Origin of the sequence: Glycomyces dulcitolivorans (assembly GCF_003265355.1) — a bacterium.
Taxonomy (GTDB): Bacteria; Actinomycetota; Actinomycetes; order Mycobacteriales; family Micromonosporaceae; genus Glycomyces; species Glycomyces dulcitolivorans.
Genome location: NZ_QFRW01000252.1, coordinates 1 through 12,230, shown reverse-complemented (window position 1 = coordinate 12,230; position 12,230 = coordinate 1). Strand labels below are relative to the sequence as shown.

14 protein-coding genes and 1 pseudogene are annotated in these 12,230 nt (G+C 72.0%); 9 read left to right on the top strand and 6 right to left on the bottom strand.

Annotated features, from left to right (window positions below):
* A pseudogene (locus DI269_RS16795) lies at positions 1-243 on the top strand (SAM-dependent methyltransferase); the annotation flags it as partial.
* On the opposite strand, the gene DI269_RS16790 reads toward DI269_RS16795, so the two are convergent.
* Positions 240-1,163 carry an AraC family transcriptional regulator gene (locus DI269_RS16790; RefSeq protein ID WP_112137869.1) on the bottom strand — a complete coding sequence of 308 codons (924 nt, stop codon included), beginning with the start codon at positions 1,161-1,163 and terminating at the stop codon, positions 240-242. The pseudogene DI269_RS16795 and the gene DI269_RS16790 overlap by 4 nt on opposite strands.
* 107 nt (positions 1,164-1,270) lie before the next feature.
* On the opposite strand from DI269_RS16790, the gene DI269_RS16785 reads away from it, so the two are divergent.
* Positions 1,271-1,942, top strand: coding sequence for an NAD(P)H oxidoreductase (locus DI269_RS16785; protein WP_112137866.1), 672 nt, complete (start codon positions 1,271-1,273; stop codon positions 1,940-1,942).
* Between the two features lie 32 nt (positions 1,943-1,974).
* Positions 1,975-3,627 (top strand): ABC-F family ATP-binding cassette domain-containing protein, encoded by a 1,653-nt coding sequence (locus DI269_RS16780; protein WP_112137864.1) that lies wholly within the window; start codon positions 1,975-1,977, stop codon positions 3,625-3,627.
* A 70-nt stretch (positions 3,628-3,697) separates the two neighbouring features.
* Here DI269_RS16780 and DI269_RS16775 read toward each other — a convergent pair whose 3' ends face one another.
* The 4 genes from DI269_RS16775 to DI269_RS16760 all read right to left on the bottom strand — a co-directional run bounded on the left by DI269_RS16775 (position 3,698) and on the right by DI269_RS16760 (position 6,972).
* Complete coding sequence (locus DI269_RS16775; RefSeq protein ID WP_112137861.1) at positions 3,698-3,889, bottom strand: ferredoxin; 192 nt, start codon at positions 3,887-3,889, stop codon at positions 3,698-3,700.
* 7 nt (positions 3,890-3,896) lie between these two features.
* On the bottom strand, positions 3,897-5,099 hold the full coding sequence (locus tag DI269_RS16770; RefSeq protein WP_198667493.1) for a cytochrome P450: 1,203 nt from the start codon (positions 5,097-5,099) through the stop codon (positions 3,897-3,899).
* Positions 5,100-5,231: 132 nt separating this feature from the next.
* Entirely contained in the window at positions 5,232-6,059 is an 828-nt protein-coding gene (locus DI269_RS16765; RefSeq protein WP_198667492.1) for an HAD family hydrolase, read from the bottom strand.
* A 61-nt stretch (positions 6,060-6,120) separates the two neighbouring features.
* On the bottom strand, positions 6,121-6,972 hold the full coding sequence (locus DI269_RS16760) for an HAD family hydrolase (RefSeq protein WP_157975045.1): 852 nt from the start codon (positions 6,970-6,972) through the stop codon (positions 6,121-6,123).
* Positions 6,973-7,102: 130 nt separating this feature from the next.
* On the opposite strand from DI269_RS16760, the gene DI269_RS16755 reads away from it, so the two are divergent.
* Complete coding sequence (locus DI269_RS16755; protein ID WP_112137855.1) at positions 7,103-7,468, top strand: DUF488 domain-containing protein; 366 nt, start codon at positions 7,103-7,105, stop codon at positions 7,466-7,468.
* 264 nt (positions 7,469-7,732) lie between these two features.
* Here DI269_RS16755 and serS read toward each other — a convergent pair whose 3' ends face one another.
* Complete coding sequence (serS, locus tag DI269_RS16750; protein WP_112137874.1) at positions 7,733-8,992, bottom strand: serine--tRNA ligase; 1,260 nt, start codon at positions 8,990-8,992, stop codon at positions 7,733-7,735.
* Between the two features lie 65 nt (positions 8,993-9,057).
* On the opposite strand from serS, the gene DI269_RS16745 reads away from it, so the two are divergent.
* From DI269_RS16745 to DI269_RS16725, 5 genes are all read left to right on the top strand, one after another.
* A complete protein-coding gene (locus tag DI269_RS16745; RefSeq protein ID WP_112137852.1) occupies positions 9,058-9,399 on the top strand; it encodes a metallopeptidase family protein in 342 nt (113 codons plus the stop codon).
* Positions 9,400-9,741: 342 nt separating this feature from the next.
* Entirely contained in the window at positions 9,742-10,125 is a 384-nt protein-coding gene (locus DI269_RS16740; RefSeq protein WP_112137850.1) for a TOBE domain-containing protein, read from the top strand.
* Between the two features lie 54 nt (positions 10,126-10,179).
* Complete coding sequence (modA, locus tag DI269_RS16735) at positions 10,180-10,944, top strand: molybdate ABC transporter substrate-binding protein (RefSeq protein WP_112137872.1); 765 nt, start codon at positions 10,180-10,182, stop codon at positions 10,942-10,944.
* 9 nt (positions 10,945-10,953) lie between these two features.
* On the top strand, positions 10,954-11,769 hold the full coding sequence (locus DI269_RS16730) for an ABC transporter permease (protein ID WP_112137848.1): 816 nt from the start codon (positions 10,954-10,956) through the stop codon (positions 11,767-11,769).
* A partial coding sequence (locus tag DI269_RS16725; RefSeq protein ID WP_115509856.1) for an ATP-binding cassette domain-containing protein occupies positions 11,766-12,230 on the top strand: 465 nt, incomplete at its 3' end. The genes DI269_RS16730 and DI269_RS16725, both read left to right, overlap by 4 nt.

Genomic DNA, 12,230 nt, shown 5'->3' with positions numbered 1-12,230 from the left:
GTCCCGGACGGCACCTGCGACCTGACCGCGCACGTCGCGGTCGACGCGCTCGGCGCCGACCGCGTCGAGCGCCAGGGCGACGCGCTGCGGGCCCTGGGCATGCGCGCCGAGCGCCCGCCGATGGGCCTGGCGTACCGCGCGCCCGTCGAGTACGCGATGGCCCTGGCGAGGGCGGGAGAGTCGGCCCGCCTCACCGACCCGGCGGGTCTCGGCGCGCACTGGTGGGTCCGCACCGACCGCTAGACGGCCGCTTTCGCGCGGTACGCCGTGGGGCTCTTGCCCTTCCTGCGCTTGAAGGCGTTGCTGAAGCCGAACTGGTCGGCGTAGCCGACGCTGCGGGCGATCTGGGCCACCGTGAGGTCGGGGTCGGCGAGGAGCTCCTCGGCGAGCTCCATGCGCCGGTCCGTCAGGTACGTCAGGGGCGGCTCGCCCATGAGCTCGTTGAACCGCTTGGCGAGCAGCGCCCGCGAGACCCCGGCCTCGGTGGCGAGCCCGGCGACGGTCCACGGCGCGGACGGGCGGGTGTGGATGGCCTCCAGGGCGGGCCCGGCGACGGGGTCGGTGAAGCCGCGGTACCAGGACGGGGCCCGCTCGCCCTGCTGGTCGAACCAGGTGCGCAGCGTGCAGACCAGCCCCCAGTCGAAGAGCCGGTCGATGTACGCCTGCGTGCCGGGCTTGCGGGAGGCGAGGTCCCGGGCGCACTCGTCGAGCATGACGCACACGTCGGTGCCGTCGTCGATGACGAGCACGGGCGGCAGGGCGCGCAGGAGCCGCTCGTGGCGCCGGCCCGAGGCCCGGTAGGCGCCGACGAACAGGTCGGTGCCCTCGCCCGGCCCGCCGGGGTGGACGGGGACGCCGTCGGGCCCGCACGCCTCGGGGTCGAAGCAAGTGAGCCAGTACTCCAGGTGCGGGCGCTCGACCGAGGCCGCGGTGTCGGCCATGCGGAACGGCTCGTGGCCGCGCACGATCGCGGTCTGGCCGCCCTTGACGGGGACCTCGGTGCCGTCGGCGAGGAGGAGCACGCCGCCGCCGCGCGCCACGGTGACCATGGTGAGCGGGGCCCGGTCGTCGAAGCCGACCACCCAGGGCGCCTTGAGGAACGCGTCGGAGAGGATCGCGCCTTCGGCGCGGATGCCACTGAGGAGTTCACTGAGCGGGTCCATGACCCCATCGTAGACGCATGCGCATGGAACAGAGCGCCTCAGGCATCGACCGTCCACGGTTTCGCGGCTGTACTGGTTCCAACGCACCGAAACGCCTGGAGGCCAGCATGAACGCCAACCCGACCGCCCTCGTCGTCGTCTCGCACCACCGCGCCGACTCGCTCACGGCCCACGTCGGCGACGTGGTCGCCGCGCGCCTCAAGGAGGCCGGGTACGGGATCGACCTGCTCGACCTGCGCGCCGAGGGCTTCGACCCGCGCATGACCGAGGCCGACCAGCCCGACTGGGGCGACCGCGACAAGGAGTACTCCCCGGAGGTGCGGGCGCACATGGCGCGCGTCCTCGCCGCCGACGTGATCGTCCCGGTCTTCCCCATCTACTGGAACAGCGTCCCGGCGCTCCTCAAGGGCTGGATCGACCGGGTGTGGAACTACGGGTTCGCCTACGGGCGCAGCAAGCCCCGCCTCGCGGGCAAGCGGATGCTGTGGCTCGGCCTGGCCGGCGCGGGCGACGGCGACGAGTTCGCGGCTTGGATGGCCGAGACCCTCGACCGGGTGCTGCGCGAAGGGATCTCGTTCTACAACGGCATCACCGACTCCGCGGTCGCGGTCCTCCACGACGCCGAGGGCGAACCGCAGACCGTCGACGCCGAAGGCAACCTCACCCTGGGCGAGCCCCTCACCGGCGACGCCCGCGCCGCCCACTACGACGCCCTCGACCGCCGCGCCGAAACCCACCTGGAGCGGTTCCTCGGCCTCCAGGCTCCGCAAACGCTTTGACGTGCGTGCTCGGGGCCGACCACAATCGCGGGATGGGATTCGTGGACCTGTCAGGCGTGCGGTACGTGCTCGGGGACGGGAGGACCCTGTTCTCGGACGTGTCGTTCCGCGTCGGCGAGGGCGCGAAGGTGGCGCTCATCGGCGCGAACGGGACGGGGAAGACGACCCTGCTGAAGATCGTCACCGGGGACCTCGCCACCGAGGCGGGGACCGTGTCGCATTCGGGCGGGCTCGGCGTCATGCGCCAGCTCGTGGGCATGCGCGAAGGCGAGCGGCCCCTGCGCGACCTCGCGGTCGAGCTGGGGCCGCCGCGGCTGCGCTCCGTCTGGCAGCGGCGCCGCAAGGCGGAGGGGCGCATGATGGCCGGGGACGGCGGGACCGAGCGGGACCAGCTCGCGTACGCGCAGGCCCTCGCCGACTGGGGCGAGGCGGGCGGGTACGAGTTCGAGGTCGTGTGCGACACCGTCGCGGTCGCGGTCCTCGGGAAGCCGTGGACGGAGGTCGAGCAGCGGCCGCTGCGGACCCTCTCGGGCGGCGAGCAGAAGCGGTTCGCGCTCCACCTGCTGCTCCAGGGGCGCGACGAGGTGCTCGTCCTCGACGAGCCGGACAACTTCCTCGACGTCCCGGCCAAACGCGAACTGGAGCAGGCGATCCGCGAGTCGGACAAGTCGATCCTGTTCGTCTCGCACGACCGGGAGGTCCTCGCGAACGCCGCCGACCGGATCGTCACGCTCGAAGCGGGGACGGCCTGGACGCACGGCGGCGGGTTCGCGAGCTGGCACGAGGCGCGCGTGTCGCGGCACGAGCGGTTCGAGGAGCTGCGGCGGCGCTGGGACGAGGAGCACCAGAAGCTGCGCGAGCTCATGCTCATGTACAAGAACAAGGCGGCGTACAACGACGGCATGGCCTCGCGGTACCGGGCCGCGCAGACGCGGCTGCGGAAGTTCGAGGAGGCCGGGCCGCCGCCGGTGCCGCCGCGCGACCAGGACATCCGCGTGAAGCTCGAAGGCGGGCGCACCGGCAAGCGGGCCGTCGTCTGCGAGGGCCTGGAGCTGGAGGACCTGACGTTCCCGTTCGACCTGGAGGTCTGGTACGGCGACCGGGTCGCGGTCCTGGGCGCGAACGGCACCGGCAAGTCGCACTTCCTGCGCCTGCTCGCCCAGGGCGGCACCGACCCCGAGGTCGGCGTCGCCCCCGAGCGGAAGCTGGATCCGGTGCGGCACGGCGGGACCGCGCGCCTCGGCGCGAGAGTCCATCCCGGACACTTCTCGCAGACGCACGAGCATCCGGAGTTCGCCGGGCGCTCGCTGCGCGACATCCTCTGGGAGGGCGACCGGGACCGGCCCTCGCTCGAACGCTCCAAGGCGATGAGCGCCCTGTCGCGCTACGAGCTCAACGGACAGTCCGAACAGGACTTCAGCACCTTGTCCGGCGGCCAGCAGGCGCGGTTCATGGTGCTGCTGCTGGAGCTGTCGGGCGCGACGTGCCTGCTGCTGGACGAGCCGACGGACAACCTCGACCTCGCCAGCGCCGAGGCGCTCGAAGAGGGCCTGAAGTCCTTCGAGGGCACCGTCATCGCGGTCACGCACGACCGCTGGTTCACGCGCGGCTTCGACCGGTTCGTGGTCTTCCAGAACGACGGCGAAGTGGTCGAGTCGGACGAGCCGGTGTGGGACGTGCGCTGAGGGACGTTGGGACGCGGCCGGGACCGCACTGGTGGAGGTAGGTCCCGGCCGCGCGTCTATGCCGCCACTGTCACCAGTGGAGGGTGACGGCTCCTGAGGGGCACAGCTCGGCCGCGGCCGTCGCGTCCGGGTCGCCGTCGCGCGCTTCGGCCTCCAAGAGGACGACGCGGCCGTCGTCCTCGTCCTGGTCGAAGCGGGCCGGGTCGGTGAGCGCGCACATGCCCGCGCTCGTGCACGCTTCGCGGTCGACCGCGATCCTCATGGGCGCCTTACCATTCGACGGGCAGCGTGTGGACCCCGTACACGGCCATGTCGCTGCGCATGGGGATCTCCTCCGGGGGGACGGCCAGGCGCAGGTCCGGGACGGCCTCGAAGAGCTTCGCGAAGCCGATGCGCATCTCGACGCGCGCGAGCTGCTGGCCCACGCACTGGTGGAGGCCGTGCCCGAAGGCCATGTGGCCCTGGGCGTCGCGTTCGACGTCGAGGTCGCCGGGCCGCTCGTACTTGCCGGGGTCGCGGTTGGCGGCCTGGAGGGCGACGGTGACGTGCTCGCCGGCGCGGAAGTGCCGCCCGTCGATCTCGGCGTCCTCCTTGACGATGCGCATGACCCCGTTGTGCGCCACGGTGAGGTACCGCAGGAGCTCTTCGACGGCGGCGGGCCACAGGGCCGGGTCGTCGTGGAGGCGGGCGAGCTGGCCGGGGTGCTCCAGGAGCGCGAACGTGCCGAGAGCCAGCATGTTCGCGGTGGTCTCGTGGCCGGCGACGAGGAGGATCAGTCCGACGCCGGCGGTCTCGACGTCGTGGAGCTCGGGGTCGGCGGCGAGGACGCTGAGGAGGTCGTCGCCGGGGTCGGCCCGCTTGGCGGGGACGAGCTGCATGAGGTACCCGAACAGCTCGGCCATGGACTTGTTGCGGTCCTCGACGGACCGGGCGAGGTCGAGCATGTCGGCGGAGTTGCGCTGGAACGCGTCCCGGTCGGCGTAGGGGACGCCGAGCATCTCGCAGATGACGAGGGCGGGCACCGGGAGCGCGAACTCGCGCACCAGGTCCGCGCCGGGCCCGGCCGCCTTGAGGGCCGCGATGCGCTCGTCGACGATGGCGGCGACGCGCGGCTCCAGCTCCTTCATGCGCTTGACGGTGAACACGCCGGTGACCTTGCGGCGCAGGCGGGTGTGCTCGGGCGGGTCGAAGAACAGGAAGAACCCGGGCGGGACCTGCTCGGAGATGGAGACGAAGACGTGCGGGAGCTCGGTGGGCGAGTGGACGAACCGCTCGCCGGTGACGAACCGGGGGTCGGCGAGGATGCGGCGCGAGAGCGCGTGGCCGGTGGCGAGCCAGCCCTCGACGCCGTCGGGGTAGTACCGGATGCGCCGCAGCGGCTGCTCCTGGAGTTGCAGGAGACCGGCGGGCGGGTCGTAGCGGGTCTCCCGGCGGTAGGGCATGCCAAAGGGCACGTCTTCGGTGTGGGACATGCGAATTCTCCTGTGCGCGAACACGTCTCGGCCAGTTCGGTCCCCACCACAGAGGAGCTTAAGGCGGTTCGCGCTGCGGCGCAACGCCCGGTAGTCGCGGTGTCCTTGATCTGACAGTGCCCCGGAGCGTCCCTAGAGGAGTTCGAGGAGCTCCTCGACGTACTGGGCGACGCCGTCGTCGTTGTTCCCGGCGGGCGCGATCTCGCTGGCGGCGGCCTGGACCCACGGGTGCCCGTTGGGCATCGCCACGGAGTGCCCGGCGGCCTTGATCATCGGCAGGTCGTTGGTGGCGTCGCCGAAGACGAGCACGTCGGACCAGTCGATGCCGAACTTGTCGAGGACGACCTGGATGCCGGCGGCCTTGGTGACCCCGACGGGGCACACTTCGAGCATCCCGACGCCGGACTCGGTGACGGTGACCAGCCCGGGGTCGACCACGTCCTGCGCGGCCACGAGCAGCTCGGGCCCGGTGAAGCTGTCGGACACGAAGTAGCCCTTGACCATCGGGCCGGTGAACGCGACGTCCCGGGGCGCGGTCTCCAATCGCACCGCCGACCACGGCCAGTCGGGCATCTCGTCGCCGGTGAGGGCCCGGTCGGGGTCGGCGGGCTCGGCGATCGCGCGCAGCGGCCCGACCTCGGCTTCGATGAGCCGCAGGGCCTCGCGGAGGACCGCGCCGTCCACGGACCGGTCGGCGAGCTCGACCACCGTGTCGTCGTAGCGGCACTCGTACACGAACGCGCCCTGCGCCATGACGAGGAAGTCCGCGGACGGGACGTCGTTGCGGCACAGGTCGAGCAGCCGCGGGCCGCGGCCGGTGGCGCCGACGAGGATGACCCCGGAGGCGGCGAGCCGCTTGAGCGCGGACATGGTCCGGGGGGACACGGACTCGTCCGAGCGGACGACCGTCCCGTCGAGGTCCGTGGCGACGAGTCTGGGGAGCCGGGCCAGTTGGATCATGCGTCCTCCTCGGTAACCGCGACCGCCGCCGCGAATCTCGTACGTCGAACTCCCGCCGGGCTCAGGGGAACCAGCGGGACAGCACCTTCGCGACGCCGTCCTCCCACACCGAGGGCGCGACCTCGTCGGCGGCCGCGCGCACATCGGGGTCGGCCTGCGCCATGGCGACGGCGTATCCGGCCCACGCGAACATGGTCAGGTCGTTGTGGGCGTCGCCGAAGACCACGGTGTCGGCCGATGATACGCCGTAGCGCTCGGCGATGCGGGCGATGCCGGTGGCCTTGCTGACCCCGGGCGGGCCGACGTCGACCCAGCCGTTGTAGCCGACCTCCACGTGGTACGCGAGCGGGTCGAGGCCTGCGCCCTGTGCGAGCCGCATCGCGTGCGGGCAGCGGCTGGCGCTCCCGTATTTGTTGTCGGAGGCGACGCGGGCGACGATCCGGGCGGCGGGGCGCTCCAGGATGCCGTCGAGGTCGATGACCCCGGCCCACTTGGCGTGGAAGTCGCGCTTGAAGCCCTTGGTGTGCCACCAGCCGTCGAGGCCGTGCGCGACGGCGAACTCGACGTCGGGGTCGGAGGCGAGGAACGCCTCGATCGCGGCCCTGGTGTCGACGACCGCCTCGTGCGAGACCTCGCCGCGGCCCAGGTCGTACTCGGCGGCACCGTGGTTCGCCGACGCGAAGCCCTCGTCCAGGCCCAGGTCGGTGGCGGTGCGCACGGTGCCCCACAGGGCCCGGCCGGTGACGACCGCGACCGGCACCCCGGCCGCGCGGACCTTCGCGACGGCTTCGATCACGGCGCGGGACGGGGTCGTGAGCTGCTCGTCGTGGTAGTCCACGACGGTGCCGTCCAGATCGACGGCGACGAGCTTCGGGGGCTGCTCTCTGGGAATGGCCGGGGCGATGTCTGACACGCCTCCAACGGTAGCGCCACCGCGGTGAACGGCGAGGTGTCGAGCGGCTGAACTCACGTGACCGGACTCGTGAAAGCTGCAATCGCACCAAACCCACCCATCGCGGGGCGCGGCAGCCTACCGTGCGTATATGTCCGACATCACGATCGAACGCGTCTACGACTACCGCCGGGACCCGCAGCGGGCCGGGACGGTGTTCCTGGTCGACCGGCTGTGGCCGCGCGGGGTCAGCAAGGAGGACCTCGACGGCGTCGAGTGGGCCCAGGACGCGGCGCCCTCGCCGAACCTGCGCATCTGGTTCGGCCACATGGCCGACCGCTTCGAGGAGTTCACCGCCCGCTACCGGGGCGAACTCGACGGCCACCCCGACCGCGCCGAACCCCTCCTCACCGCCGCCCGCCAGGGCCCCGTCACCCTCCTCTACGCCGCCAAGGACACCGAGGTCAACCACGCCCTCGTCCTCAAAGCCTGGCTCGAAGCCCGACTCGCCGAATGACCCACCCAACCCGAGCACCGCTCACCACTTGTTCGAGCACTTCCCGTCGCACCCGTATGGCACGGTTCTTGAACCGGGGGCCCGCAGATACGACGGGACGGGCGACCGAAAACATCCTCGCGCTGCCCTGAAACCGCCCGACCGCGAACTGTCGTACCCCCGTGTCAGGGTTTTGACCGGGGGCCCATCGATCCTCCGACCATTCGCCGTGCCCGCAAAACGAAGCGCCCACCGACCAATGGTCGGCGGGCGCTTCGCGCGTCACTACTTCCTCGGCTCCAGGATCTCCTTGCCAAGGTACGGCTGCAGGGCCTTCGGCACCTTCACCGTCCCGTCCGGGAGCTGGTGGTTCTCCAGGATCGCCACGATCCAGCGCGTCGTCGCGAGCGTCCCGTTCAGGGTCGCGGCGACCGCGTTGCGGCCCTGCTCGTCCCGGTACTTCACGTTCAGGCGGCGCGCCTGGAACGTCGTGCAGTTCGAGGTCGAGGTCAGCTCGCGGTAGCGGCCCTGCGTCGGCACCCACGCCTCGCAGTCGAACTTCCGCGACGCCGAGGTCCCCAGGTCGCCCGCGGCGACGTCGATGACCCGGTACGGCAGCTCCATCTTCTGAAGCATCTGCTCCTCATAGGACAGGAGCTTCTCGTGCTCGCCGGCCGCGTCCTCGGGCCGGCAGTACGAGAACATCTCGACCTTGTCGAACTGGTGCACCCGGATGATCCCCCGGGTGTCCTTCCCGTACGAACCCGCCTCGCGGCGGAAGCACGACGACCAGCCCGCGTACCGGCGCGGCTGCGTCAGCTCGCCCAGGTTCTCCCCCGAGTGGTACGCCGCGAGCGGCACCTCGGAGGTCCCGACCAGGTACTGCTCGTCGCGCTCCAGGTAGTAGATCTCGTCGGCGTGCTCGCCGAGGAAACCCGTGCCCTCCATGGCGTCGGGGCGCACGAGCACCGGCGGGATCATCGGCATGAAGCCCGTCTCCACCGCCTGCTGCATCGCGAGGTTCAGCATCGCCAGCTGGAGCAGCGCCCCGTCGCCGGTCAGGTAGTAGAACCGCGAGCCCGAGACCTTCGCGCCCCGCTCGGTGTCGAGCAGGCCCAGCGCGGTGCCGAGCTCCAGGTGGTCCTTCGGGTCCTCGATCTCGGTGCGCTCGCCGACCTCGCGCAGCACGATGTAGTCGTCCTCGCCCCCGGCGGGCGCGCCCTCGGCGACGAGGTTCGGGATGGCCTTCCCGGCCGCGTCGAACGCCGCGGCCGTCGCCGTCACCCGCGACTCGGCCTCCTTGACCTCGCCCGCGAGCGTCTTGGTGCGGTCGAGCAGCTCCTGCTTCTCGTCGGCGGCGGCGCTGGCGATCTTCTTGCCGAGGCCCTTCTGCTCGGCGCGCAGGGACTCGAAGGACTGGAGGGCGCTGCGGTGCTCGGCGTCGGCGGAGAGGAGGGCGTCGACCGCGTCCGGGGACGCGCCCCTCTTGCGCTGGCTGTCGCGATAGGCGTCAGGGTGCTCTCGCAGTGCTCGCAGATCAATCACGTCCACAGATTACCGGCCGGGCCTGCGGGCTCCCCAGCGCATATTGTGGGCGTGTGGCGGTAGATATGGACGAGGCGGACTTCGAGGCGGCGGTCTCCGACGCGCTCGACTCGGTGCCGGCCGAGCTGATGGCGATGCTCGACAACGTCGTGATCCTGGTCGACGAGGAACCCGAGGGCACCGACCGGGAGCTCCTCGGCCTCTACCAGGGCACGGCCCTGACCGACCGGGGCTGGGAGTACGGCGGGGTCCTCCCGGACACGATCACGATCTACCGCGGCCCGACCCTGCGCATGTGCGCGACGGCCGAAGAGGTCGTCGAAGAGGTCGCGGTGACCGTGGTCCACGAGATCGCCCACCACTTCGGCATCGAGGAGGAGCGCCTCCACGAGCTCGGCTGGGGCTGAGCCCCGGCGGACCGGCGCGGAATCCAGGTCGGGGTCGGGGTTTCGAGGGCACCACAAGCCGCTTTTCGGCCGCCAGGCCCGCCGAATTCGCGGGCCCCCGGTTCAACGACCGTGCCACACGGGTACGACGTTTTCCCGCCCCGCCGCCAGCGGCGTTCAGAGGGCAGCACAAGGCGCTTTTCGGTCGCGAGTACCGACCAACCGGTGGGCCCCCGGTTCAAAAACCGTGCCACAGGGGTACGACATCTCGGGGCCGCATCCGCGAGGGGTTCACGATAACGGCTTCGCAAATGCGAGCGAGTGTCAACACTGGCGTCGCATCCGCGAGGTTATGCTCGGAGTGTGACGACGTTTCGCATCGGGGAGGCCGCCGAGTTGCTCGGGGTCTCCGCCGACACCCTCCGCCGCTGGATCGACGCCGGGCGGCTCGCCGCCGACCGGGACGAGCACGGGCACCGGGTGATCACCGGGGCCGACCTGGCCGCGTTCGCGCGCGACCGGGCCGCCGCCCCCGACGGGACCGGGAGCTCCTCGGCGCGCAACCGGCTGCGCGGCATCGTCACCGCGATCGTCAAGGACCAGGTCATGGCCCAGGTCGACCTCCAGGTCGGCCCGTTCCGGGTCGTCTCCCTCATGAGCCGCGAGGCCGTCGACGAACTCGGCCTCGAAGTCGGCTCCCTCGCGACTGCGATCGTCAAGTCCACCAACGTCGTCGTTGAGAAGTGACACGGCCGAGAAATGACCGTGCCGAAGGCCGCCACCGCACCCCGGGAGACCCGCATGCGCACCAGACCCGCCCTCGCCCTGACCGCCGCCCTCGCGCTCGCCGTCCTCTCCGCCTGCGGGAACGGCGGTGACGGCACCGACGCCGGGTCCGACCCGGCGACCCTCACCGTCTTCGCCGCCGCCTCGCTCACCGAGGCGTTCACCGAGATCGGCGACCAGTTCGAGGCCGAGCACGACGGCGTCACCGTCGAGTTCAACTTCGCCGGCTCCTCCGACCTCGCCGCGCAGATCACCGAGGGCGCGCCCGCCGACGTCTTCGCCTCCGCCGACCAGAAGAACATGGACAAGGCCGTCGACGCCGGCGCCGCCGAGGACCCGCAGCCGTTCGCCCTCAACCAGCTCGTCATCGCCGTCCCCGAAGGCAACCCCGACGGCGTCACCGGCCTCGCCGACCTCGCGGGCCTCACCTTCGCCGCCTGCGCCCCCGAGGTCCCCTGCGGCGCCGCCGCCCAGACCGCGATCGACGCCTCCGGCACCGGCCTCGTCCCCGTCACCTACGAGGCCGACGTCAAGTCCACCCTCCAGAAGCTCACCCTCGGCGAGGTCGACGCCGCGCTCGTCTTCCGCACCGACGCCATCGCCGCACAGGACGAAGTGGACGCGATCGAGTTCCCCGAGTCCGCCGAGGCCGTCAACACCTACCCGATCACCACCCTCGCCGACGCCCCCGAGCCCGACCTGGCCGCCAAGTTCACCGAGTACGTCCTCGGCGACGACGCCTGGGCCGTCCTCGAAACCGCCGGATTCCAGCGGCCCTAGCGGCCTAGGATGGGGAACGCCATGCCCGCCAAGCGAACCCGCAGCCGCCGCCGCGTCCCGGCCGCGCTCCTGGTGCCCGCCGCCGCCGGGCTCGCGTTCCTCATCCTCCCCCTCGCGGGCCTGCTCATCCGCGCCCCGTGGGCCGAACTCCCCGCGCGCCTCGCCGAACCGGCGATGCTCGACGCGCTGCGGCTGTCCCTGGTCACGGCCACGATGGCGACGGCCCTGTCGCTCCTGTTCGGCGTCCCGATCGCGTGGCTGCTCGCCCGCGGCGACTTCCCCGGGCGGAGCCTCCTGCGCGCGCTCGTGACGGTGCCGCTGGTGCTCCCGCCGGTCGTAGGCGGCGTCGCGCTCCTGCTCGTGTTCGGGCGCAGCGGGATCATCGGGTCCTGGCTATACGAGCGCTTCGACGTCACGATCCCGTTCACGACGGCCGCGGTGGTCCTGGCGATGACGTTCGTGTCGATGCCGTTCCTGGTCGTGTCCGTCGAAGGCGCGCTGCGCGGGGCGGACGTGCGGTTCGAGGAGGCGGCCGCGACGCTCGGGGCGGGCCGCTGGACCGTGTTCACGCGCGTGACGCTGCCGATGATCGCCCCGGGCGTGCTCGCGGGCGCGGTCCTGTGCTGGGCGCGGGCGCTCGGCGAGTTCGGGGCGACGATCACGTTCGCGGGCAACTTCCCCGGCCGGACCCAGACCATGCCGCTCGCGGTCTACCTTGCGCTGCAATCCGACCTGGAGGCCGCGATCGTGCTCAGCCTGATCCTGCTGGCGGTGTCGGTGATCGTGCTGGCGTCGCTGCGCGAGCGCTGGACGTCGGTCGCATGAGCGCCTCAGTAGCCCATGGCCTGGACGCGCACCTCGTGGTGGACCGCGGCGCGTTCCGCCTCGACCTGCGCCTCCAGGTCGCCCCGGGCGAGACGGTGGCGCTGCTGGGCCCCAACGGGGCCGGGAAGACCACGGCGCTGCGGGCCCTCGCGGGCCTCGAAGCCTTGACGGCGGGGCACATCGCGCTCGACGGTGCCATCCTTGACGGTGCCGTGCGCGACGAGCCGCGCGGCGGCGGGCGCTGGACGCCGCCCGAGCACCGGCGGATCGGCGTCGTCTTCCAGGACTACCTGCTGTTCCCGCACCTGAACGCGGTCGACAACATCGCGTTCGGGCCGCGCCGGCGCGGCCTGGGCCGGGCCGAGGCGCGGGCGCTCGCGGGCGAGTGGCTCGACCGGGTCGGCCTGGGGGACTTCGGGAAGCGCCGCCCGGGCCAGTTGTCGGGCGGGCAGGCGCAGCGG